The organism is Pseudarthrobacter sp. fls2-241-R2A-127 (assembly GCF_030209355.1).
Lineage (GTDB): Bacteria > Actinomycetota > Actinomycetes > Actinomycetales > Micrococcaceae > Arthrobacter.
The window spans coordinates 16,912-40,435 of sequence record NZ_JARVSF010000034.1; the positions used below are offsets into that span (position 1 = coordinate 16,912).

Below are 23,524 nucleotides of genomic sequence, written 5' to 3' on the forward strand. Positions count from 1 at the left end.
AATCCCATTCCGGAAGGCCGTCATGAGAATTGCCTTGTTCGCCACCTGCATCGTGGACGCGATGTACCCGGCGACGGCGAAGGCCACCGTCAGGATCCTGGAGCGGCTGGGACACGAAGTGGTGTTTCCTTCCGGCCAGGCCTGCTGCGGCCAGATGCACGTCAACAGCGGCTACCTCAAGGAAGCCGTCCCCGTGGTGGCCAACCATGTGGCCGCCTTCGATACCGCGGACTACGACGTCGCCGTCGCCCCCTCCGGTTCCTGCGTCGCCTCGGTCAAGCACCAGCACCCCATGGTGGCCCGCTCCTGCGGCGACGCCGCGCTCGAAGCCCGCGCCACCGCCGTCGGGGCCAAAACCTACGAGCTCTCCGAACTGCTGGTGGACGTGCTGGGCGTAACCGACGCCGGCGCGCAGCTGGGCTCCTACTTCCCGCACCGGGTGACCTACCACCCGAGCTGCCACGGCATGCGGCTGCTGCGGCTGGGAGACCGGCAGTCCAGGCTGCTGCGGACCGTGCAGGGAATCGACCTGGCCGACCTGCCGGAAGCGGACCAGTGCTGCGGCTTCGGCGGCACGTTTTCCATGAAGAACGCCGATGTTTCCTCGGCCATGCTCCAGGACAAGGCGGCCAACATCGAGTCCACCGGCGCCGAGCTGTGCACGGGCGGGGATGCCTCGTGCCTGATGCACATCGGCGGCGGCCTGTCCCGCCAGGGCAGCTCCACCACCACCCTCCACCTGGCCGAGATCCTCGCCAGCACCATGGAAGAACCGGCCTCCGTCACCGGCGAAGTCCTCGTCTCCACCGGAAAGGCCCGCCGATGACCACCTTCCTGGGAATGCCCGCCCTGCCCGCGTTCGGCTCAGGCAACCTGTTCGCCGGGGAGTCCTTCCCCAAGGCGGCGCACCGCGAACTGGGCAATGCCCAGCTGCGAGCCAACCTTGGCCATGCCACCCACACCATCCGGGACAAGCGCCAGGCCGTGGTGTCCGAACTGCCGGACTGGGAACAGCTGCGCGATGCCGGATCCGCCATCAAGGAGTCGGTGATGGCCAGGCTGCCCGAACTCCTCGAAGAGTTCGAGGCGAACTTCACCGCCCGCGGCGGCGTGATTCACTGGGCCCGCGACGCCCGGGAGGCCAACGAAATCGTGGCCGGCCTGGTCCGTGAGACCGGCGAAACCGAGGTGGTCAAGGTCAAGTCGATGGCCACCCAGGAAATCGGACTCAACGAGTACCTCGAGGAACAGGGAATCGAGGCCTTCGAAACGGACCTGGCCGAGCTCATCGTCCAGCTGGACCACGACAAGCCCAGCCACATCCTGGTTCCCGCCATCCACAAGAACCGCACAGAAATCCGGGACATCTTCCTGCGCGAAATGCCCGGCGCGGACCCTGCCCTCACCGACGATCCCCCCGTCCTGGCCATGGCTGCCCGCGAGCACCTGCGCCGGAAGTTCCTCACCGCCAAGGTGGCCGTGTCCGGGGCCAACTTTGCCCTCGCCGATTCCGGCACCCTGGCGGTGGTGGAATCCGAAGGCAACGGCCGGATGTGCCTCACCCTTCCGGAAACGCTGATCACGGTGATGGGCATCGAGAAGCTGCTGCCCACCTGGCAGGACCTCGAAGTGTTCATGCAGCTGCTGCCGCGCTCGTCCACGGGGGAGCGGATGAACCCGTACACCTCGCTGTGGACCGGGGTCACCGAGGGGGACGGCCCGCAGAACGTTCACCTGGTGCTCCTGGACAACGGCCGCAGCGCCGCGCTGGCCGATGAAATGGGCCGTTCCGCCCTGCACTGCATCCGCTGCAGTGCGTGCATGAACGTCTGCCCGGTGTACGAGCGGACCGGCGGCCACGCCTACGGCTCCACGTACCCGGGACCCATCGGCGCCATCCTCTCGCCCCTGCTCACCGGCATCCAGGCCGAGGAAAACAATTCCCTGCCGTACGCCTCCTCGCTCTGCGGCGCCTGCTACGACGCCTGCCCGGTCAAGATCAACATCCCGGATATCCTGGTGCACCTGCGCAGCGTGGACGTGGACAGCAAGCGCGGGACGAAAAAAGTCCCCAGCCAGATGGACCTCGGCATGAAGGCCGCCTCCTGGGCACTGTCATCCGGCAGGAACCTTGGCCTGGTGGAGAAGGGGCTCCCGCTCGGCCGCCTGGCCGCCGGACGGGACAAGAAGATCAAGAAGCTTCCCGGCATTGCCGGCGGCTGGACCCAAAGCCGGGACATCCCGGCGCCTCCGGCACAGTCCTTCCGGGACTGGTGGGCCAAGGAACACCGCGACGCCGGCGGTTCGCCCGGCACGCCCGACGGCGGACCGTCCTCCACGCCGTCACCAGAGACAAAGGAAGCCCAGCAATGACCGCACGCGAAGACATCCTTACCCGGATCAGGGCCGCCCTTCAGGACAGCCCCGAGGCGCCGCAGGTTCCGCGCGAATACCGGGCAGCCTCGGGGATGGGCGCCGACGAACTGATTGAGCTGCTGGTGGACCGGCTGGTGGACTACAAGGCGCAGGTGGCAGTTGTGCCGGAAAGTGACGTGCCCGCCCGGATCGCGTCGCTCCTGGAGGGCGCGAAGTCGTTCGTGGTGCCCGAAGGGCTCGACGCCGGGTGGCTGGCAGGGGCGGACGGCGGCGGCGCTTCCCGCCGTCGGCTGGACTCCCCGGCGGAACCGCTCAGCGTTGCCGAGCTTGATGGCATCGATGCGGTGGTGACCGGCAGTGCCGTGGCCGTGGCCGAAACCGGAACCATCATCCTGGACGGCAGCGCCAACCAGGGCCGGCGCGCCATCAGCCTGGTCCCGGACCACCACATCTGCGTGGTCAAGGCCGCGGACATCGCCGGGATCCTGCCCGAGGCGCTGCGGCGGATCGACGGGACCCGGCCAATCACCATGATCAGCGGCCCCAGCGCCACCAGCGACATTGAACTTGAACGCGTGGAGGGCGTCCACGGACCGCGCAGGCTGGACGTCATCATTGCCCGCTAGAGTTCTGCCATGACCACTGCTGCTCAGAACACTCCTGCCCTGCGGCCTGTCTACTTTCTTTCGGACAGTACCGGCATCACCGCGGAGACGCTCGGAAACACGTTGCTGACCCAGTTCCCGGTGGCCGACTTCGACCGCATCACCATCCCCTTCATCACCACGGCCGAGCAGGCCCGGGCGGTGGTGCGCACCATCGACGGGCTTGCCGCCACCGGGCCCCAGCCGCTGGTCTTCTCCACGGCCGTCAGCAGCGAGATACGGCAGATCCTGGCAGGCTGCAACGGCGTCATTGTCGATTTGATCGGCACCCATGTGGGCGTCCTGGAGCAGGCGCTGGGCGCACCGGCCAGCGGGGAGCCGGGCCGGGCGCACGGGCTGGGAAATGCTGCCCGCTACCAGTCGCGGATGGCCGCCGTTGAGTACGCCATGGAGCACGACGACGGCCAGAGCCTGCGTGCCCTGGAGAAGGCGCAGGTGATCCTGGTGGCACCGTCGCGGTGCGGGAAGACCCCCACCACCATGTACCTGGCCCTGCAGCACGGGATCTTCGCCGCCAACTTCCCCCTGGTTGATGAAGACTTCCAGCGGGACGGGCTGCCCAAGCCGCTGCGGCCTTTCGTGTCGAAGTGTTTCGGGCTCTCCTCCAACCCGCTGCGCCTGAGCCAGATCCGGACCGAGCGGCGGCCCAGCTCGGCGTACGCCTCGCTGCGGCAGTGCGGCTTTGAGCTGCGCAGCGCCGAACAACTGTATGTATCCCACCGGATCCCTTACCTGAACTCGGCCACCGTCTCCGTGGAGGAGATGGCGGCCACCATCCTGCAGCGGATGAACCTGAAGCACTAGCCAAAATTTCACAAACGTGGCGTAGCGCACATCATGTGGAAAGTCCGCCCAAGACCTGAAACTGTTAGCTGGATCTTTCTTCCGGCCGGGCACTACCGTGCCCGGCCGGCGATGCCTACGCCACCCTCTGCAAAGGAGCAGTAAATATGACGACAGACGTTCTGTGGTTCTCTGAACTCGGACTCAAGGACCTGGACAAGGTGGGCGGCAAGAACGCCTCCCTGGGCGAGATGGTGCAGAACCTGACCTCTGCCGGCGTCCAGGTTCCCGATGGATTCGCCACCACCGCGGACGCGTACCGCCGGTTCCTGTCCGATTCCGGCCTGGACCAGAAGATCGCCGACCGGCTCGTGGGCCTGGACACCGATGACGTGACGGCGCTGGCAGCTGCCGGCCAGGAGATCCGCACCCTGGTCCGCGAAACCCCGTTCCTGGCCGATTTCGAGTCGCAGGTCCGCGAGGCGTACCAGCAGCTGGTGGACAAGCACGCCGGCTCGCCGGACCTGTCCTGGGCGGTGCGCTCCAGCGCCACGGCGGAGGACCTTCCCGACGCCTCCTTCGCCGGGCAGCAGGAAACCTTCCTGAACGTCCGGGGCATCGACAACATCCTGCAGGCCATCAAGGATGTCTTCGCCTCGCTCTACAACGACCGTGCCATCGCCTACCGGGTGCACCACAAGTTCGAGCACGCCGAGGTGGCACTCTCGGCGGGCATCCAGCGCATGGTGCGTTCCGACGTCGGCGCGTCCGGCGTCATGTTCACCATGGACACCGAATCCGGTTTCCAGGACGCCGTGTTCGTCACCTCTTCCTACGGGTTGGGCGAAGCGGTGGTGCAAGGCGCCGTGAACCCTGACGAGTTCTACGTGTACAAGCCCGCCTTGGAAGCCGGCCGGCCGGCGATCCTCAAGCGGGGACTGGGCGAGAAGGCCCTCCAGATGACGTACACCACCAACAGCGAGATCGGCCGCACCATCGACTTCGTGCCGGTGGAGGAGTCCCTGCGTTCACGCTTCAGCCTCACGGACGACGACGTCGAGCAGCTCGCGCGCCACGCCGTCGCCATTGAGAAGCATTACGGCCGCCCCATGGACATTGAGTGGGGCAAGGACGGCATCGACGGCGGCCTGTACATCCTGCAGGCGCGCCCCGAAACCGTGCAGTCCCGCCGGGCCCCGGGCAGCATGAGCAGGTTCCGCCTGAATGCGACCGGCCCGGTGCTGGTGGAAGGCCGTGCGATCGGCCAGAGGATTGGCGCCGGAAAGGTCCGGATCCTCACCGCGATCGACCAGATGGCCTCGTTCCAGACCGGCGACGTCCTGGTGGCGGACATGACCGACCCCGACTGGGAACCGATCATGAAGCGTGCCTCCGCGATCGTCACCAACCGCGGCGGACGCACTTGCCACGCCGCCATCATCGCCCGTGAACTGGGGATCCCCGCCGTCGTGGGCACCGGCAACGCCACGGACTCGCTGGCCGACGGCCAGGAAGTCACCGTGTCCTGCGCCGATGGCGAGACCGGCACCATCTACGAAGGCCTGCTGGACTTCAGCGTGGAGGAAACCGGAGTCACCCAGCTGCCCGAGGCGCCCGTGAAGGTCATGATGAACGTGGGCACGCCGGAACAGGCCTTCACTTTCGCGCAGCTGCCCAACCATGGGGTGGGCCTGGCCCGGCTGGAGTTCATCATCAACCGGCAGATCGGCATCCACCCCAAGGCACTGCTGAACCTGGACAGCCAGCCGGAGGACGTGGCCACTGAGATCCGCGCGCGGATCGCCGCCTACAGCAGCCCCCGCGACTACTACATCAAGCGCCTCGCCGAGGGCGTTGCGACCATCGCTGCCGCATTCGCACCGGAACCGGTGATCGTCCGCATGTCCGACTTCAAGTCCAACGAATACGCCAACCTGATCGGCGGCCCGGCGTACGAACCGCACGAGGAAAACCCGATGATCGGGTTCCGCGGCGCGTCCCGCTACCTGGAACCGTCCTTCCGCGACTGCTTTGACCTTGAGTGCGAGGCCCTGTCCTTTGTCCGCAACGAGATGGGCCTGACCAACGTCAAGCTGATGATCCCGTTCGTGCGGACCCTGGACGAGGCGCGGGGCGTCATCGACCTGCTCGCCGAGAACGGCCTGCGCCGCGGCGAAAACGGCCTCGAAGTGATCATGATGTGCGAACTGCCCTCCAACGCACTGCTCGCCGACGACTTCCTGGAGTACTTCGACGGCTTCTCCATCGGCTCCAACGACATGACCCAGCTGACCCTGGGCCTGGACCGGGACTCGGCGATCGTGGCCAACAGCTTCGATGAGCGGGACGCGGCCGTGAAGAAGCTGCTCAGCATGGCCATCAAAGCCTGCCGGGCGCATGGCAAGTACGTGGGCATCTGCGGCCAGGGCCCCAGCGACCACCCGGACTTCGCTGAATGGCTGGTGCAGGAAGGCGTCAATTCCGTCTCCCTGAACCCGGACACGGTGGTTGACACGTGGCTGCGGCTCGCCGGGGCAGCCGGCGAAACTTCCGCCGAAGCTGTGACCGCCGCCGGAGCCTGACCAGGCCGCCGAAAGGTCCATTGGTGGTTCCGTCCTGGCGTCAACGCTGGGACGGAACCGCCAGGATCTGTTCCCGCAGGATGTCCGCGTGGCCGCAGTGCTGGGCGAGTTCGCGCAGCATGTGCAGGTAGACCCAGCGCAGCGGGAGCGGACCGCGCCGGTTTCCGGTGAGGGTATCGTCCAGGCCCAGCCTGGCCGCGGCAGTCCTGGACGCGTTGCACGCTTCGCGGTGGGCTGCCTGGACGGAGGCGATCGTGTCGCCATCGTCCAGGATGAAGGTCTCGTCCGGCGTGGCCGGGATGCCGATCTCGGCGCGGCTGCGGCCCGTGACGGCCTCATCGAACCAGACCTTTTCCACGAACGTGGCGTGCTTCACCAGCCCCAGCAGCGTGGTCCGGGACGGCACCAGGCGCCGCCGGGCCTGTTCTTCGGTCAGGCCGTCCAGGCAACCGTTCAACGCAGCCCGGTGCTCGTCCAGGAAAAACTCGAACTGGGCACGCAGCGGCTCGGAAATCACGTCATCCATGGAATGCGGGTGGCTGGCCATACGCCGACCCTACCAACCCGGAACCGCCCGAACGGTTACAGCGCCTGGGCCAGGGAACGCCCTGCCGTCCTGCCGGTGAAGATGCAACCGCCCAGGAACGTACCCTCAAGCGCGTTATAGCCGTGGGCGCCCCCGCCGCCGAACCCTGCTGCCTCGCCGGCGGCGTACAGCCCGGGCACCGGCACCCCACCCTGCCCGAGCGCCTGGCCGGACAAATTGGTCTGGATGCCGCCGAGCGTTTTGCGCGTGACCACATGCAGCCGCACGGCGATCAGCGGGCCGGCCGCCGGGTCCAGGATCCGGTGCGGCTTCACGGTCCGGAACAGCCTGTCACCGAGGTACCGGCGGCTGTTGCGGATGCCGGCCACCTGGGCGTCCTTGGAGTAGGCGTTCCGGATCTCGGCGTCGCGCTCTTCGATCTGCCGCCGCAGCAGCGCACCGTCCAGCAGCGGCTGGTCCGTGAGCCCGTTCATCCCGCGGACCAGGTCCGGGAGGTTGTCCGCCACCACGAAGTCCGCGCCATGTTCCTTGAACGCCTCGATGGGGCCGGAGGCGCCGCGGCCCAGCCGGGTCTTCAAAAGAAGCTTGAGGTCACGGTTGGTGATGTCCGGGTTCTGCTCGGAGCCGGAGAGGGCGAACTCCTTTTCAATGATCCGCTGGTTCAGGATGAACCAGGAGTGGCTGTACAGCTGGATGTCCGGCGTGGTCCGCAGCAGCCGCAGCGTGCCCAGGGTGTCGTACCCGGGCAGGCCGGGGGAGGGGAGCCGCCGGCCCAGCGCATCGAACCACAGCGACGACGGTCCCGGCAGGATGCGGATGGCGTGGTCCGGCCAGATGGGGTCCCAGTTCTGGATGCCCTCGGTGTAGTGCCACATCCTGTCCCGGTTCACCAAACGGACCCCGGACTGGTCTGCGATGTCCAGCATCCGCCCGTCCACGTGCTCCGGCACGCCGGTGACCACCTTCCGCGGCGGCGTCCCCAGCCGCTCCGGCCACCAGCGCCGCACCTGCCCGTGGTTGCCGCCAATCCCGCCGGACGCGATCACCACGGCCTGTGCGCGCAGTTCGAATTCACCAACAACCTCGCGGTTGGAGGAAACGCCGCGCGGCGACGCATCCGGTGCCAGCACGGCGCCCCGCACCCCGGTGACTGTGCCGCCGTCGTACATTAAACCGTCAACCCGGTGCCGGAAATGGAACCTGAGGCTGCCGGCTGCGGCCGCCTCCCGGGCCTTGTCCGCGAACGGTTCGGAAATCCCGATGCCGGTGCCCCAGGGGACGTGGAAGCGGGGCACCGAGTTGCCGTGGCCGCCGGCCCTGCCGTCGCCGCGTTCGGCCCACCCCACCAGCGGCGTGAAGCGGATGCCCTGATCGTGCAGCCAGGAGCGCTTCTCCCCGGCGGCGAACTCCACGTACGCGCGGCCCCATTGCTGCGCCCACTCGTCTTCCGGGTGCGGGCCCGTGAGCCGGTCCCACTGCGCCGAACCCTGCCAGTCCTGCCACGCCAGCTCCAACGAATCCTTCACGCCCAGCCGGCGCTGCATGGGGGTATCCACCAGGAACAAGCCGCCCAGCGACCAGAAGGCCTGGCCGCCCAGGTTGGCCTGGTTCTCCTGGTCCACGATGGCCACGCGCCGTCCGGCCCGGACCAGTTCGTTGCCCGCTACCAGCCCGGCCAGCCCGCCGCCGATGATGATGACGTCCGCGTCCATGCGTTCCTGCCCGGGTTCGAAAGCTGCTGTGATTACTGGCCAAGCTATCGCACATTGCGGCCCACGCCCCGGTTCTTCGTGTCCGCGGCGCAGCCGCCGCTTGCCGCGTGTCACACTGGCCCGGTTTTCAGCGGGGAACGGCGGGGGGATCTGCGGATGTCCGAGGTTTTGCGGGTAAAACTGGGCCATTCTGAGCGCCTGACGTCACGCGGGACAGGCGCTCACGGCCTCCGGCATGTTCTGGGCTGTTGGGATGGCTGCTTCCTTGCGGGTGGGCGGGATGTGGTGATGTGGTCAACGGCCCGGATAAACCACGGCTTTGAGCTGGCCGGGCTGCTTTCCCGCCTTCAGCGCCGCTTCGGATTCGGCGAGGGGGAATCTTCCGGTGACCAGGATGTCCAGATCCACCTTTCCGTCGGCGATCAGCTGGATGGCCAAGGGCCAGGTGTTGGTGTACCGGAAGACCCCGGAGAGCCAGATTTCCCGGCTCTGGATATAGGAAACGGGGAGCTCGACGTCGTCGGCCCCCAACCCCACGAGGATGACCCTGCCGGCGGGGGCGACGGCCTTGATTCCGGAACGGACCGCCTGCGGGGCTCCGGAGGCATCAATGAAGGCGTCGACGTCGAGCCCCTCCACGCTGTCCGTCTTCGCGCTGAGAACGTGGGTGGCCCCGTGCTCCAGGGCAAAGGCCAGCCGGTCCTCGGCGATGTCACTGATGTAGATCTCCGTTGCGCCGAAGGCCCGCGCGGCCTGGGCGGCGATGATGCCGATGGGGCCCGCGCCGGCGATCAGCACCCTGCTGCCGGGCCGGATTTCCGCGCGCTCGCAGGCCCACAGGCCCACGGACAGCGGTTCAATCAGGGCGGCGGCCTCATCGCTGACGCTGTCTGGAATGTCGTAGGCGAAGTCGGACTGGATGGTGACGTATTCGGCGAATGCGCCGTCCACGGGCGGGGTGGCGTAGAACTCGATGTCCGGGCAGAGGTTGTACCGGCCGGCTTTGCACTGCTTGCAGGTGCGGCAGGGCCGCTGCGGTTCCACGGCAACGCGGCTGCCGATCCGGGCCGGGTCAACGGAACTGCCGACGGCGGCGATCCGGCCCGAGAGTTCGTGGCCCAGGATCAGCGGGTGGTCCACCACGTAGGGGCCGATCCGCCCGTGCACGTAGTAGTGGACGTCGCTGCCGCAGATGCCGACGGCAGCAACTTGCACCAGGACCTGATCCGCGTCCAGCTGCGGGAGGGGGAGGGATTCCATGGCCATGTCGCCCTGGCTCTTCAGGACGGCGGCGCGCATTGTGGCCGGCAGGCCGGCGGTTGGGGAGGGGGACTGGGCGGTGGTGGTCATAGCGGGGTCCTTTGCTGAAATCGAGGGTAATTGGCTGGTGCGCCGGCTACTTCACTGCGCCCAGGGAGAGGCCCTGCACGAGTTTGTCCTGCGCGGCGAAGCCGGCGAACAGCACCGGCAGGGAGATGACGACGGCGGCCGCGCAGACTTTGGCGAGGAAGAGGCCCTGGCCGGAGACGAAGCCGGTAAGGAAGACTGGGGCCGTCCCTGCCACCACTCCGGTGAGGACTCGGGCCAGGAGCAGTTCGTTCCAGCTAAAGATGAAGCAGATCAGCGCGGTGGCGGCGATCCCGGGCATGGCCACCGGGGCGATGACCTTGCGGAGGATAAGTAGGAGGTTGGCGCCGTCGATCTGGGCCGCCTCCAGCATTTCCTCCGGGACTTCGGCGAGGAAGGACCGCATCATCCACACCGCGATGGGCAGGTTCATGGAGGTGTACATCAGGATCAGGAACCAGATGTTGTCCAGGGCGCCGACGGTGCGGGCGAACAAGTAGAGCGGCAGGATCGCCGCCACCACGGGCATCATCTTGGTGGACAGGAAGAAGAACATCACGTCCGTCCACTTCTTCACGGGCCGGATGGACAGTGCGTACGCCGCCGGGATGGCCAGGACCAGCACCAGTGCCGTGGACAGGATGGAGGAGGTGGCGGAGTTGATCAGGGACGGCCAGGGGCTGACCCCGGAAGTTTCGCCGAAGAATTCCCGGTATGCGTCCAGGGTCAGGGTCGCGGCCACCGACGGCGGGTTGGTGGCCGCGTCCGTCTCGGAGTGGAAGGAAGTCAGGATCATCCACACCACCGGGGACGCGAACAGCAGCGCCAGGAGCCAGGCCGCAAGTCCGGCAGCGGTGTTGTTGCGGGTGGGGTCCATCCTGGACTTGCCGCGGCGGGCCCGCATGCTGCCCGGGCTGGCCTGGGGGATGCTTTGGGGCGCTGCGGGAGTGAGGGTGCTCATCGTGCTGCCTCCTTCTTGAAGAGCGAAAAAACGGTGCGGAGTGCGAACGTGGCCACGACGATGGTGCCGATGACCACCACGACGCCGGCCGCTGAGGCCAGGCCGTATTCGTTGGCGTAGTAGAAGGTCTGGTAAATGGCGTAGGGCAGGTTGGCGGTGCCCAGGCCGCCGGCGGTGAGGGTGAAGACGGAGTCGAAGTTCTGCACGATGTAGATGGCCCCCAGCAGGCCGCCGAGTTCCAGGTACTGGCGCAGGTGCGGGAGGGTCAGGTGCCGGAAGATCGCCCAGGGGGTTGCCCCGTCCATCTGGGCGGCTTCCACAGTGTCCATGGGCCGTGACTGGAGGCCGGCGAGCAGGATGAGCATCATGAACGGCGTCCACTGCCACACGAGCGAGACGACGACGGCGGCAAGGGGCGCCTGCGACAAGAGATCCAGTTGGGGCGGGGTGCTGCTGCCGAAGAGGGACCAGATCCACGTGAGGATCCCGTTGACCAGCCCGTAGGCGGGGTTCAGGAGGGCATGCTTCCAGATCAGGGCGGCGGCCACGGGGACCACGAGGAACGGCGCGATCAGCAGGGTGCGTGCCAGTCCGCGGCCGATGAACTTCTTGTCCAGCAGCAGCGCAAGGCCCAACCCGATGAGCAGGCTGGCCAGGACCACGGAGACGGTGAGGACGATGGTGGTGACGATGGCCTGGCGGAGGTCTGGGTCGGTGAGGACCGTGACGTAGTTCTCCAGGCCCGCGAAAGCTGTCTTGGTTGGGCTCAGGCTGTTCCAGTTCAGGAACGAGATGATCAGCGTTACCACGAACGGAAGCTGGGTGACGACGATGAGGAAGAGCAGGGCGGGGAGCAGCGGGGCACGCCGGGCCCAGGCCAGGGCGCGTTCACGCGATTTGGCAGTTCGTGCAGGTTTGGCTGCGGTGTGTCCCGGTCGGGAGATACGCGCCGTTGCGGTAGTCATGGGATTCTCCTGCGGTTCGGTTAGGGCTGCTTGTACTTGTTGCCGATTTTTTGGGCGGCTTCCTGGCCCCTCGCCAGGGCGTCGGCCACGGTGCCTTGGCCGGCGATCGCCGAGCTGACGCCTTGCGAGACATTGGTGCCCAGCGCCGCGAACTCGGGGATGCCCACGAATTGGATGCCGACGGCGGGGCGCGGCTGGGTGCCGGGGTTCTTGGGGTCAGCGTTCTCGATGGCAAAGCGTTCCGCGGTGAAGAACGGGGCAGCCTTCTGGAACTCGGCATTCTCGTACGTGGAGACGCGTTTGCCCGAGGGGACCTTGGCCCAGCCGAGCTTCGAGGCCACGAGTTGCTCGTAGTCCTTGGAGCTGGCCCAGGCGATGAACTTCCCGGCAGCGTCCTGCTTCCTGGACGCCGCCTGCATGGCCCAGGACCACGTCCAGAGCCAGCCGGAGGACTTGGTCTCCTTCACCGGGGCCTGGGCGTAGCCGATCTTGCCCTTGACGGGGGAAGCGTCGGCTTCGAGCGCACCGGCGGCGGAGGTTGCGTCGTACCACATGGCAACCTTGCTTTGGCTCATGTTGTTCAGGCACTCGGTGAAGCCGGCCTGGGCAGCGCCTGCTTCACCGTGCTGGCGGACCAGGGTGGTATAGAACTCGGTGGCGGCCGTAAATTCGGGGCTGTTGACCTGGGCGTTCCAGTCCTTGTCGAACCAGGTGCCGCCGAACGTGTTCACCACCGTGGTCAAAGGGGCGAAGACCTGTCCCCAGCCTGGCTGGCCGCGCAGGCAGATGCCCTTCATGCCGGGGCTGGCGCCGTCCACCTTGGCCGCGATGTCTGCCACCTGATCCCAAGTGGGTTTGTCCGGCATGGTAAGGCCCTTGGCCGCCAGGATGTCCTTGCGGTACATCAGAAAGGACGATTCGCCGTAGAACGGTTCGCCATAGAGCTTGCCGTCGGTACCGGTCAGGGATGCCGTGTACGCGGGGAGGATGTCCGACTGGTCAAAACCGGGGTCCTGTGCCACGCTGTCCAGCGGAGCCAGCCAGCCGTTGGCGGAATAGAACGGGATCTCGTAGTTGGACAGCGAGGCGACGTCGTACTGGCCGGCCTGGCTGGAAAACTCCTGGCTGATCTTGGCCCGGACATCGTTCTCCGGCAGGATCGTGAAGTTCACGTTGATGCCGGTTTCCTTGGTGAAGTTGTCTGCGGTGAGCTTTTGCAGGTCCTCCATCTGGGGGTTGTTCACCATCAGGACGTTGATGCTGTTCGGGTTGCCGGCGGAATTGCCCCCGCCGGCGCCCGCGCATGCCGTGGCGCTCAGTGCGATGCAGAGTGCCCCGGCGGACAGGACGGCAGCGCGCGTTTTCGGGCGCATTAAGGACTCCTTTGTTCTTCAGGAAGATGCAGGACCGGTGCCCGTCGACTGCTGCGTCGGGGTTCCCGGTTGAGGCGCGGCCCGCCACCGGAGTCCCGGTGCGCCGTGCTGGTGTTCCTCAAGGTTAGGGGTGCGGCACAGGTCACAACTAGCGCCCTGGTTGCGAATTTCTGATACTTATTTTCCGTACCGCGACGGCGGTTCACCCGCTACTCTGGACAAGGCGGCCAGGGGGCTGTCCGGAATTCATAACCAGCGGATGCGCGGAGGTCATGCCCACAGTGGACAGTGCCGAGGAAGCCACCGCTCGGCTGGCTGAGCGGCTGCTGGGCATGCGGGCCAACCGGGAGGTGATCCCGCCGGATCCCAACCACTCGGTCCGGTGGCACCAGCACAGCTACCCCAGTCCGGTGGCACGGTGGAACTACCATCCGGAATACGAGATCCACCTCATTCGGAAAGGCACCGGAAAGTTCATCGTGGGGGACCACATCGGCACCTTCGAGGCCGGCCATGTGTCGATCGTTGGTTCGGGCCTGCCGCACGACTGGGTGAGCGACCTGGAACCGGGGGAGGTACTGGAGGACCGGGACGCCGTCATCCAGTTCGACGGAAAATGGGTGGAGCAGGCCTCAGCCCTGGTCCCCGAGCTCGCGGAGGTCCGTCCGCTCCTGGAACAGTCGGCGCGGGGCATCGAATTCCTTGGCCACACCGCCGTGGCGGCGGCAGCGGCCATCGAAAGCATGGGCCAAACAACGGGCCTGGAGCGACTGCAGCACCTGTTTGAGTTGTTCGCTCTCCTTGCCCGGGCGCCGGAAGGCGACCGCCGCTACCTGGCCGAGGCATGGTTCAGGCCGCAACTGGACGGCCAGGGTGCCGCCGTCGTCGACCTTGTCCTGGAGTATGTGTTCAGCAACCACTCCGGCAGTGTGCGGATGTCCGAGGCTGCAGCGCTGGTGGGCATGCCGGAGCCCACCTTTTCGAAGTATTTCAAACGGGCCACGGGGCAGAACTTCAGCGACTTGGTCCGCAAGCTGCGCCTGGCGCACGCGCGGCGCCTGCTGGAGCGCAGCGACAAGCCTGTGTCCGAGATCTGCTACGAGGTGGGCTTCTCCAACCTGTCCAACTTCAACCGGCACTTCCTCAACGACGCGGGTGAGACGCCCCGGAATTACCGGCAGCGGCTGCAGGGATAACTGGGCGGGCCGTCGCCGCGGGTTAGGCTGGAGCCTCCCGCCCCAGGAACCTGGAGAACACGTACGCCATGGCTGATGACGGAGCACCTGCAGCACCTTTTGACCGTGCAGTCCTGATCTTCAATCCGGGCCGGCCCGGGATGGGCCAGCGGATCGAGGCGTTGCAGCGGGACCTGGCCACCGACCTGCCGGGCCTGCCCGTTGACCTGTTGCCCACGGAATTTGCCGGCCACGCCCGCGAACTTGCCCGCGGAGAGGCGGGCCGGGGCGCGCCGCTCATCCTTTCCGTCAGCGGGGACGGCGGGTACAACGAGGTGGTCAACGGCGTGATGGACGTGCCCGGCAGCAAGGCCGTCTGCGCTGTCATTCCTGCCGGCAATGCCAACGACCACTACCGGAGCCTGCTGGTGCGGACCTTCGCGGAGGCCGTGTCGGCCGGTGTGGGCCGGCGCATTGACCTGCTGCGGATCACGCTCCGGACCGGAACGCAGGAACGGGTCCTGTACGCGCATTCCTATGTGGGGTTCGGGCTGACCTCGCTGATGGCCATCGGCATTGAACAGGGCGGCAAGGGTAAGGTCCTGGAGCTCGTCTCCGTGGCCCGCACGCTCTCAAGGCTGAAGCCCTTCGAGCTTGTCCGGGATGACGGGGCCACCGCCCGGTTCGACAGCCTGATCCTGGCCAACGTCTCACGCATGGCCAAGTACGGCACCGTGAGCGAGTCGCATTACCCGGACGATGGGCGGTTCGAAGTGGTGACGCTGCCCCACGCCGGCCTGATGAAGATGGCCCTGATGACGCTCCGCGCGGTCACCCTGGGGCTGGGGCATCAACCGAGCGTCAGCAGCTACGCCTTCTCCACCCGCGACGCCGTTCCCTGCCAGATAGACGGTGAGGTGGTCTACGTCGAGGCCGGAACCCATGTCCTCGTGGAGAGTGCCAGGGGAGCCCTGGCCACCCTCTGACGTGGTGAGCAGCTGGGCAGGCCTAGGGCTGCACTGAGTCGAAGAATTTATAATCCGGGTCCGCCTGGCCCGGCTCGGCCTCATGGGATTTCATCCGGATGAAATCCACGTCCTCTTGGGAAAGCGTGGTCTCGCCGTGGGGATCGCCGTTGGTGCCTTGGCCGGTGGCGGCGCTGATCTCTGCGGAGATGGTCCGCGGCAGGATCATGCAGCCGGGGTTTGCCAGCAGCCATTGGGTGACCGGGGCGGGGAGCCGGTTCCACTGGTCTCGAATACTGATGTCAGTCATGGGGTGTGCCTTTCGGTAATGATGCAAGGACGCCCCCAAGCCCGGGATGCGCCGGTGCCGGCCGCGGTCCACGCAGCCGGCACACGATGAGGCAAGGAGATTAATCGAAGTGGATGTCTGCGGCGGCCTTGCGCAGGGACTCGAGGCGTTCTTCTTCCACAAGGCCCAACGCTTCGAGCTCGTCGTTGCGGTGGGTCCGTTCCTGGGCCGCCTGGGCTGAAATGTCGCGCAGGATCACGCCCACCAGGTGGGCCAGGCCCGCTTTGAGGTCCACCAGGTTGGTGTTGGTGATCAGGAGGCGGCGGTCTGAGATCTGGAGTTCCACATCGCTGTACCCGGCGTCGGCCAGGCGCTTTTTCATAGCCTCCCCGTGCAGCAGCTCGACTTCCCGGGGCTCGGGCCGGCGCGAAAAGACAGCCGGCACGGTGTACCGCGTGGGGCCCTGGGCCGTGCCCAGGTCATGCGGCAACCCGGATGCGAGGACTCCGCTGAGCGATAGCGCCGAGTCGGCGCGTACAACAGAGTCTTGGATGGTGGTCATGGTGTCTACCAGCGTTCTGAAGGGTGCACTGCCGGAGCCCAGGACGCGGGGCGGAGTGACTGGGGCAGGGGATCCGGGTCCGGATCGGCTGCAGTGGAGGTGAACGGTGGGATGCCGTTCCGGTCGGTGTTGCGGTGTGGCCCCTCGTCGTACCGATTCCCTGCTGCGCCGGTGTCGAGGCTACTCGGTACGGCGCACGCCGGCCGCCTTGGAGGACAGCCGGGAATCGGGCTCATGTTCGGGCCAACGGATGTCCTGTCGCGATGTCCCGAGATACTTTGAGTCTACGCTCATCAGCGCGTCTTCAGGGCCCGGATGCGGAAGCGGATCGGCAAAGGACGGCCTCCGGCCGGACCGGTACGCGGAATCGATCACGGATGCGAGTTCGTCCAGCACGGTGTGGTTTCCGGGGAGCACCACGTGGGCCAGGAACTCCGATTCGAGGGTGGCGATCCCCGCGGCCGCGGCCCCGAGTTTGGCGTCAATGGCCAGGGCCAGGGCGTGCCAGGATTTGCGGTTGGCACGTTCGAGGATCTTTGCGTTGGCTTCATGGACCCGGCTGTCCGCGATGTCCCCGCGAATGGCCAAGGCGCCATCGGACTGCAGCAACGGCATGACAATCCGGAATTGCCGTCCGGCGCCCCTGAAAGCCACCGCGCTCCGGTCCCCTCGCTGGGTGAAAAGGATGTCCGTTGCCCCGTAGTCCGTGAGCGCCTGCCTGATGTGCTTCCGGGAAGCCTCGCTGCTGAAGGAGTCGCCGCGGGTGTAAGGGCTTGTCATCTCCTAACTATGCGCCTCGCCGTCACCCTTTCCTAACGTCGCCATAACGCATCGGCCGCGGAACAGCAATGGACCCGGCAAACGGTGCACGTCAGTCCGTTTGCCGGGTCCACTCGAGCGGAGGCATGCAGCCCCGGCAGGCTCAGACGCCCGCGTTGTACACGTCCAGGCCGAACCGGTTAAGCCCGGGCGTCCCGGCGTACCCAAGGTACGGAAGCCCGAAGGTGTCCTCAATGCTGGCGAGCAGGCTGTAGTGGTTGTACGGCGTGGTGGACCAGGTTCCGCCCTTCGTGAAGGGGGAGAGGACCAGTGCGCCGACGCGTCCGCCGCCCATGCCCGTGATGCCGGGCAGCGCCGCGTTCGGGCCGGGGCCTTCGCCGCAGCAGGCGCTGGCGTCCGACTGGGGTCCGTCGGATTCGTCGAAGGTAATCACCAGCACGCCGTCCTGCTTGAACGCCGGGGAGTTGGTGATGGCCGGAACCCATTGCTTGAGCCAGGCGTCAGCGCTGGCCAGGCCGCCGGGCTGTCCGTCCACGCAGGGGGAGTCGTGTCCGTCGTGGCAGAGGTTGGGCGTGATCATGGACAGGTTGGGCGTGGTGGCGGTGGAGGCGAGGTCCGTCTTCAAGGCGGACAGGTCGACGTCGTTCGTGGCGCAGTCCGGTGAGCCGGTGATTCCGGCGAAGTAGACGAACGGGTTGTGGCGGGCCGCGTACTGGTCGCCCACCTTGGCTTTCTGGGTGTCATCGACGGCGCCCAGCGCGGGGTGCCGGCAGGGGGTGCCCATGTCCTCCATGTACCCCTTCCAGGACTTTCCGGCGTCTTTGAGTTGCCCGGCGACGGTGGGCACGCTGGCGGGAAACACGCAGCCGTCGCCTACTGCCTGGCCCGGGCTGGCGGTGCCGCTGCCAACGAACGGGGTGTAGGTCTGGCAGTCGGCCTGCATCTGCGGGTTGGGTCCCTGGCCGGAAATCTGCGCCACGTAGTTGGGCTGGGAGTTGTGTGCTGTGCCGAAGTACTGGTTCAACAGGACCCCTTGGCTGCGCAGGGTCTGGGAGAGATAGGGAGCGGCCGACGCCGGGCCCCAGGTTTCGTCGTAGCCCTTGTTTTCGAGGTTGATGACGAAGACGTGGTTGGCCCCGGGCAGGTAGCTTTGGGCCGCCGGAGCGGTGGCCGGGGCGGCGGCGGCCGGCTGGGACGGGGTTGCGGCCCCGCCGACGATGGCGGCGGCGAGTACGGCGATGGCCGCTGCGGCGGCACGGAGTTTCATTGTCACGGGAGTTTCCATCCGTCGGCGAGTGCTTTGTCTTTGAGGCCTGACCATTCTTCGGCCGGCGGCGGGCCCACGGGGGTGCAGGCGGGGCCGGCCACGAACGGCGGAACGAGGTACTCGGGGGCGGCCAGGTTGGCAGGGGTGCCGAAGTCCAGGACCTCGGCAATATTGCGGGCGGCCTGGTCCCGGGGTGTGAGGGGCGGCAGGTTCCAGCGCCACTCGATCGCCTTCAGGACCGAGGTGTGGTCGTAGACATCGTGGGCGACGTACCGGCGCCGCGCACGGGGCGAGACCACCAGGGACGGCACCCGGAAACCGCGCAGGGAGGTGTCCGGGCTGGTGTCCGGGGCGGTGGCCGGGGGCACATGGTCGTAGAAGCCGCCCCACTCGTCATAGTTGACCACCAGCATCGTGTTGGCCCAGCCCGGCCCGGACGTGACGGCGTTGTAGACCTCGGCCAGGAACGTCTCGCCGGAGCGGACGTCCGCGTGCGGGTGGTCATCGCCTGAGGTCCCGGAGCTTTCGTCGGTGAACCGCGGGTCCACGAAGGACACTGCCGGCAGGGCCCCGGCCGAGCAGTCCGCGAGGAACTCCGTGTAGGGGTGGGAAATGCCCTGGTACTTGGTTCCCCAGAGGGCGGTGAACGGGATGTCGCCGTAGTAGTACTTGCCGGAAACGCCCGCAGCGGCCAGCTGGTCCCAAATGGTGGTCAGGGTGCTGGTGGCGGTGGAGTTGTGGATCCGGTCCGTGGCGGCGGCGTGCTGGTAGAACCGGTTGGGGTAGGTTTCGGCCATGGTCGCGGCGAAGTAGCGGTCGCAGACCGTCCAGTCGGGGCCGGCCTGGCGCCAGAAGTCCAGGTCTTCGGCACCGTAGTACCCAACGGCGAACTCGTCATTTTCGCCGGCCCGGAGCCAGCCGTCGTTCTTGCCGTTGTTGTATTGGATCCGGCCGCCCTCGTAGGAATGGTCCGGGTCCGGATGGCCGCAGCCCTGAAAATCGGCAAGGTGGTAGGTGGAGTGCGGGATGCCGTAGCGGTCGGTGTAGCCCAGCCCGGACTGCTTCCCGTCCGCCCCCGGCATCCAGCCGAGGAAGTGGTCGAAGGAGCGGTTCTCCATCATCACCACAATGATGTGCTCGATGCCCGAGTCGGCGGGAGCCGGGAGCGCCGGAGCTGCCGCCGCGGCTGCCCGCAGCGTGCTGCCGGCGGCCAGCGTGGTGGCGGCAGCGGTGCCTGCTGCGATGAAGTGGCGTCTCGAAAGATTCACGTCAGATTCCTTGTCCGTCATGGAGGACGGCGAAGCGGGCACGCCCCCACAATGGGCCCATCGCCGGACCGTAAGTTACTGGTCGGTATATTCCGCGTTGACCAGTAGATCACGGTGAGGTTACGGTCCCGGGCGAAAACGGGGTCCGTTCATGCAGAGTTCACCGGACGTTCGGCGGCCTGCGGCGAGCCTCCAGGCGCCGCTCGCCGTAAATTCACTACCGGCCGGCGCGCGAACAGTACGTTTACTGATGATCTGAAGGATGATTGCCGGAGGCAACGGGCCGGGCCCTTCGCCTCTGGACACCGTCGTCTTCCACCAAGCAAGGGAATCATCATGGGCTTCCTGGACCGTGACCGAACCATCGCCCCGCCGGGCTTCAACCGCTGGCTTGTTCCGCCGGCCGCGCTCGCCGTCCACCTCTGTATCGGCCAGGCCTATGCCACCAGCGTGTACAAGACCGCCCTGGTCAAGCATTTCGGCGCCAGCCTGACCGAGATCGGGGTGATCTTCTCCATCGCGATCGTGATGCTGGGCCTCTCCGCCGCCGTCATGGGCACGTGGGTGGACCGGAATGGTCCGCGGAAGGCGATGTTCACCTCGGCCATGTTCTGGGTGGGCGGCTTCCTGATCGGCTCACTGGGCATCTTCACGCACCAACTCTGGCTGGTCTACCTGGGCTACGGCGTGGTGGGCGGCATTGGGCTTGGCATCGGCTACATCTCGCCGGTGTCCACCCTGATCAAATGGTTCCCGGACCGTCCGGGCCTGGCCACCGGCATGGCGATCATGGGCTTCGGCGGCGGCGCGCTGATCGCCAGCCCCGTGTCCCAGGCCCTGCTCAAGGCGTACGATCCCAACTCCGGCGCGCAGGGCTGGGTGGCCAGCGGCGATGCCGTAGGGAAGCTCTTCCTGACGCTCGCCGTCGTCTACCTCGCGTACATGCTGTTTGGCGCTTTCACCATCAAGGTCCCTGCGGACGGCTGGCGGCCGGCCGGGTTCGACCCCGCCAACGTCAAGGCCGCCAAGTTGGTCACCACCGAAAATGTCTCCGCGAAGAACGCCATCAAGACCCGGCAGTTCTGGCTGGTGTGGGTGGCGCTGTTCTGCAACGTCACCGCCGGGATCGGCATCCTGGAGCAGGCGGCGCCCATGATCCAGGACTTCTTCCGGCAGGCGGACGGCAAGTCACTGGTCAGTGCCGGCGTCGCCGCGGGCTTCGTGGGGCTGCTCTCCATCGGCAACATGGCGGGGCGGTTCGCCTGGTCCGCCACCTCGGATATCACCGGCCGCAAGCGGATCTACATGGTGTATTTGGGTGTCGGCGCGGTCCTGTACACCCTGCTGGCGCTGGCCGGTGTCAGCGCCACGTTCCTCTACGTGGTGCTCGCGTTCCTGATCATCTCGTTCTACGGCGGCGGTTTCGCCACCGCCCCGGCGTACCTGCGGGACCTGTTCGGGACGTTCCAGGTGGGCGCCATCCACGGCCGGTTGCTGACGGCCTGGTCAGCCGCCGGGGTGGCCGGTCCGCTGATCGTCAACGGCATCCTGGACGCGCAGGGGAAACCCGGCCAGCTGACCGGCGCGTCCTACCAGCCGGCGCTGCTGACCATGGTGGCCCTGCTGGTGGTCGGATTCGTGGCCAACCTGCTGGTCACACCCGTTGATGCCCGATTCCACGAACCCCGCACCGCGCGGCACGAACCAGCCATGGAGGCCTGAGATGACCACTGCACATACTCACAGCGGGCAGGAACCGGTCCAACGGTCCACCGGCAGGCTGGTCCTGGGCTGGGTCCTGGTGGGAATCCCGCTGGCCTACGGGGTCTTCCAGACGCTGACCCAGGTGGCGGCGCTGTTCGGGTGAGCCCTGCGCCCGGTCTCGCGTCACGCAGGGCAGGCTTTAGCAGGAGTGGACGACGGCGGGTCCCGGCTTTCCGGGGTTCCGCCGTCGTTCCCGGGTGTAAAGCGTGCCGTCCGTGACGCGGGCGCCACGCAGATTCAAGCCACGGCGGGGCGGCTGAGCCGGCGCCGCAGCAAGGTGGCAGTGGCCCAGGTGACGATGCTGCAGGCCGCGGCTCCCCAGAGAATGTCCGTCAGCGCCACCACGGCCGGGAAATCCTTCAACACGGACAACCCGGTCAGCGCCCAGGTGGCGTAGGTGAAGAACCCGAACAGGGCCGCTCCCGTGACGCGCTGCCGCAGTGTGGCCTCCGGGCTGTTGGGACGGACGCCATAGTGCACCATTCCGGCCACGAAGATGACATAGAACAGGACGGCTCCGCCGAGGTTGGCCTTGGGTGCCAGCAGGTGGCCGATCTGGCTTTGGTACTGCGGGTTGGCCACCAGCAGGATCCACACCACGTCCAGGGCGGCGAAAATTACGGCACTGACAACGTAGGCGGTCAGCCAGTTCTTGGTGCGGGGGCTCATGCTGGGCTCCTGGGATCGGGGACGGCTGCACAGGCGGTTCGTTCCCGGGGGAGGGCGCGGACGGGCCCGGCCGCCGAATTTCAGTCTTGGGCCCATACATCCAGGCTTCCGCGCCGAAGACTAAGTGGATGGCGCACCTGCGTTGTTAGATGTAGTTGTGCCCGAAAGTGCACATGGGGGATCCTGCCGCTGGACCGGGCAGGCCGTGAAAGGACCGGTTTGGATGAATAAGGACAGCCGCAAGGCGCTCATCAGTACGCTCATCGCCGTGGTGGTGGCTGTGCTCATCGCCCTCGCCGGCAGCCAAGGCGGCTCGCGGATTGGCGGCCTCCCGGTGTTTGCGCTGGGAGTTGCCGCGGCGTTCGTGATCCAGTGGCTGGTGTTCATTCCCAGCTTCAAGGCGCAGACCGAGAAGTTCTACGACCTCACCGGTGCCCTGACCTATATTTCCATCACCGTGTTCCTGGTGCTGGCCTCCCCGGGTGTTGACGCGCGCGGCATGCTGCTGGCGGCCATGGTGGTGCTCTGGGCCGCACGCCTGGGCAGTTTCCTGTTCCTCCGCATCAGCAAGCACGGGAAGGACGACCGGTTCGATGAGCTCAAGCCGGACTTCTTCCGTTTCCTGAACACCTGGACCATCCAGGGCCTGTGGGTGGTGCTCACCGCGGCGCTGGCGTGGGTGGCCATCACCTCGGACAAGAAGGTGGGCCTGGACGGGTTCTTCTGGGTGGGCCTGCTGGTCTGGGCCGCGGGCATCACCGTGGAGACCGTGGCGGATATCGAGAAGAACCGCTTCAAGGCCGATCCCGCCAACCAGGGCCGCTTCATCAGCACCGGCCTTTGGTCCAAGTCCCGCCACCCGAACTACTTCGGCGAGATCACCCTGTGGGTGGGTGTGGCCATCATTGCGCTTCCGGTGCTGCAGGGCTGGCAGTGGGCCGCACTGATCTCCCCGGTGTTCGTGGTGCTGTTGCTGACCAAGGGCAGCGGCGTCCCGCCCCTGGAGAAGAAGGCGGACAAGAAGTGGGGCGGCCAGCCGGACTATGAGGCGTACAAGAAGAACACGCCGGTGTTGATACCGAAGCTCAAGTAGGCCCAGGACCGGATCAGGCACAGTTCAGGACTAAACACAGTTCAGGACTAAACACAGGGCGGGGCGGACGACGACGGCACCCGGCTCGGGTGCCGGCCCGCAGGGGCCGGGGCGCAGACAGTGCGTCCCGGCCCTTTGTTGTGTGCGGTCACCGCCAGGTTCCCGGGTGCAGCCGGACGGCGGTGCGGGACCGGCCAGGGCGGTGCGGGATCCGGCCAGGCGTGGCCCGCAGGACGTGTCCAGGCCGCGCGATGTTCAGTCCGTGTACACGGCAGCGTAACCAAGGGCTGGAAGAGTTCCGGCCGGGGGCCACCGGAAAGACACACCACTAGATGAGTAAGTCCTATTGCGTAGGACGGGTGAGAAGCCTTTTAAAGTAAA

Annotated in this window: 22 protein-coding genes; 10 read left to right on the forward strand and 12 right to left on the reverse strand. The window is 66.8% G+C overall.

What is annotated here, in order from left to right; translation table 11 throughout:
• The first annotated feature begins 22 nt into the window (after nucleotides 1-22).
• The 5 genes from QRN53_RS18355 to ppsA all read left to right on the forward strand — a co-directional run bounded on the left by QRN53_RS18355 (nucleotide 23) and on the right by ppsA (nucleotide 6,406).
• On the forward strand, nucleotides 23-826 hold the full coding sequence (locus QRN53_RS18355) for a (Fe-S)-binding protein (RefSeq protein WP_285245243.1): 804 nt from the start codon (nucleotides 23-25) through the stop codon (nucleotides 824-826).
• Complete coding sequence (locus QRN53_RS18360) at nucleotides 823-2,373, forward strand: LutB/LldF family L-lactate oxidation iron-sulfur protein (protein ID WP_285245244.1); 1,551 nt, start codon at nucleotides 823-825, stop codon at nucleotides 2,371-2,373. The genes QRN53_RS18355 and QRN53_RS18360 overlap by 4 nt, the downstream gene beginning before the upstream one ends.
• Entirely contained in the window at nucleotides 2,370-3,002 is a 633-nt protein-coding gene (locus QRN53_RS18365; RefSeq protein WP_285245245.1) for a LutC/YkgG family protein, read from the forward strand. The genes QRN53_RS18360 and QRN53_RS18365 overlap by 4 nt, the downstream gene beginning before the upstream one ends.
• A gap of 9 nt (nucleotides 3,003-3,011) precedes the next feature.
• Nucleotides 3,012-3,845 (forward strand): pyruvate, water dikinase regulatory protein, encoded by an 834-nt coding sequence (locus QRN53_RS18370; protein WP_285245246.1) that lies wholly within the window; start codon nucleotides 3,012-3,014, stop codon nucleotides 3,843-3,845.
• Nucleotides 3,846-3,991: 146 nt separating this feature from the next.
• Nucleotides 3,992-6,406, forward strand: coding sequence for a phosphoenolpyruvate synthase (ppsA, locus tag QRN53_RS18375; protein ID WP_285245247.1), 2,415 nt, complete (start codon nucleotides 3,992-3,994; stop codon nucleotides 6,404-6,406).
• Nucleotides 6,407-6,446: 40 nt separating this feature from the next.
• On the opposite strand, the gene QRN53_RS18380 is transcribed toward ppsA, so the two are convergent.
• From QRN53_RS18380 to QRN53_RS18405, 6 genes are all read right to left on the reverse strand, one after another.
• Nucleotides 6,447-6,953, reverse strand: a complete 507-nt coding sequence (locus QRN53_RS18380; RefSeq protein ID WP_285245248.1) for a DinB family protein — start codon at nucleotides 6,951-6,953, stop codon at nucleotides 6,447-6,449.
• A gap of 35 nt (nucleotides 6,954-6,988) precedes the next feature.
• Nucleotides 6,989-8,665 (reverse strand): FAD-binding dehydrogenase, encoded by a 1,677-nt coding sequence (locus tag QRN53_RS18385; RefSeq protein WP_285245249.1) that lies wholly within the window; start codon nucleotides 8,663-8,665, stop codon nucleotides 6,989-6,991.
• Nucleotides 8,666-8,959: 294 nt separating this feature from the next.
• On the reverse strand, nucleotides 8,960-10,015 hold the full coding sequence (locus tag QRN53_RS18390) for an NAD(P)-dependent alcohol dehydrogenase (RefSeq protein ID WP_285245250.1): 1,056 nt from the start codon (nucleotides 10,013-10,015) through the stop codon (nucleotides 8,960-8,962).
• Between the two features lie 46 nt (nucleotides 10,016-10,061).
• A complete protein-coding gene (locus tag QRN53_RS18395) occupies nucleotides 10,062-10,973 on the reverse strand; it encodes a carbohydrate ABC transporter permease (protein ID WP_285245251.1) in 912 nt (303 codons plus the stop codon).
• Nucleotides 10,970-11,938, reverse strand: coding sequence for a carbohydrate ABC transporter permease (locus QRN53_RS18400; RefSeq protein WP_285245252.1), 969 nt, complete (start codon nucleotides 11,936-11,938; stop codon nucleotides 10,970-10,972). The genes QRN53_RS18395 and QRN53_RS18400 overlap by 4 nt, the downstream gene beginning before the upstream one ends.
• A gap of 20 nt (nucleotides 11,939-11,958) precedes the next feature.
• The gene (locus QRN53_RS18405; RefSeq protein WP_285245253.1) at nucleotides 11,959-13,311 is read right to left on the reverse strand and encodes an ABC transporter substrate-binding protein; all 1,353 of its coding nucleotides are present in this window, start codon (nucleotides 13,309-13,311) and stop codon (nucleotides 11,959-11,961) included.
• 272 nt (nucleotides 13,312-13,583) lie between these two features.
• Between QRN53_RS18405 and QRN53_RS18410 the strand changes: the two genes are divergently transcribed.
• Entirely contained in the window at nucleotides 13,584-14,507 is a 924-nt protein-coding gene (locus tag QRN53_RS18410) for an AraC family transcriptional regulator (RefSeq protein ID WP_285245254.1), read from the forward strand.
• Between the two features lie 68 nt (nucleotides 14,508-14,575).
• A complete protein-coding gene (locus QRN53_RS18415) occupies nucleotides 14,576-15,472 on the forward strand; it encodes a diacylglycerol/lipid kinase family protein (RefSeq protein ID WP_285245255.1) in 897 nt (298 codons plus the stop codon).
• A 22-nt stretch (nucleotides 15,473-15,494) separates the two neighbouring features.
• Here the strand turns inward: QRN53_RS18415 and QRN53_RS18420 are convergent, their stop codons facing one another.
• The 5 genes from QRN53_RS18420 to QRN53_RS18440 form a co-directional block, all read right to left on the reverse strand.
• Complete coding sequence (locus tag QRN53_RS18420; RefSeq protein WP_285245256.1) at nucleotides 15,495-15,761, reverse strand: hypothetical protein; 267 nt, start codon at nucleotides 15,759-15,761, stop codon at nucleotides 15,495-15,497.
• Between the two features lie 100 nt (nucleotides 15,762-15,861).
• A complete protein-coding gene (locus tag QRN53_RS18425) occupies nucleotides 15,862-16,302 on the reverse strand; it encodes a hypothetical protein (RefSeq protein WP_285245257.1) in 441 nt (146 codons plus the stop codon).
• 180 nt (nucleotides 16,303-16,482) lie between these two features.
• Nucleotides 16,483-17,082, reverse strand: a complete 600-nt coding sequence (locus QRN53_RS18430) for a hypothetical protein (protein ID WP_285245258.1) — start codon at nucleotides 17,080-17,082, stop codon at nucleotides 16,483-16,485.
• Between the two features lie 142 nt (nucleotides 17,083-17,224).
• On the reverse strand, nucleotides 17,225-18,349 hold the full coding sequence (locus QRN53_RS18435) for an alkaline phosphatase family protein (RefSeq protein WP_285245264.1): 1,125 nt from the start codon (nucleotides 18,347-18,349) through the stop codon (nucleotides 17,225-17,227).
• 2 nt (nucleotides 18,350-18,351) lie between these two features.
• On the reverse strand, nucleotides 18,352-19,617 hold the full coding sequence (locus tag QRN53_RS18440; RefSeq protein ID WP_285245259.1) for an alkaline phosphatase family protein: 1,266 nt from the start codon (nucleotides 19,615-19,617) through the stop codon (nucleotides 18,352-18,354).
• Between the two features lie 336 nt (nucleotides 19,618-19,953).
• Here QRN53_RS18440 and QRN53_RS18445 point away from each other — a divergent pair, with 336 nt between their 5' ends.
• Complete coding sequence (locus QRN53_RS18445) at nucleotides 19,954-21,339, forward strand: OFA family MFS transporter (protein WP_285245260.1); 1,386 nt, start codon at nucleotides 19,954-19,956, stop codon at nucleotides 21,337-21,339.
• Nucleotide 21,340: 1 nt separating this feature from the next.
• Nucleotides 21,341-21,484 (forward strand): MFS transporter small subunit, encoded by a 144-nt coding sequence (locus QRN53_RS18450; protein WP_285245261.1) that lies wholly within the window; start codon nucleotides 21,341-21,343, stop codon nucleotides 21,482-21,484.
• Nucleotides 21,485-21,618: 134 nt separating this feature from the next.
• Here QRN53_RS18450 and QRN53_RS18455 read toward each other — a convergent pair whose 3' ends face one another.
• A complete protein-coding gene (locus QRN53_RS18455; RefSeq protein ID WP_285245262.1) occupies nucleotides 21,619-22,050 on the reverse strand; it encodes a DUF2177 family protein in 432 nt (143 codons plus the stop codon).
• 223 nt (nucleotides 22,051-22,273) lie between these two features.
• Between QRN53_RS18455 and QRN53_RS18460 the strand changes: the two genes are divergently transcribed.
• Nucleotides 22,274-23,143, forward strand: coding sequence for a DUF1295 domain-containing protein (locus tag QRN53_RS18460; RefSeq protein ID WP_285245263.1), 870 nt, complete (start codon nucleotides 22,274-22,276; stop codon nucleotides 23,141-23,143).
• Nucleotides 23,144-23,524 lie beyond the last annotated feature (381 nt).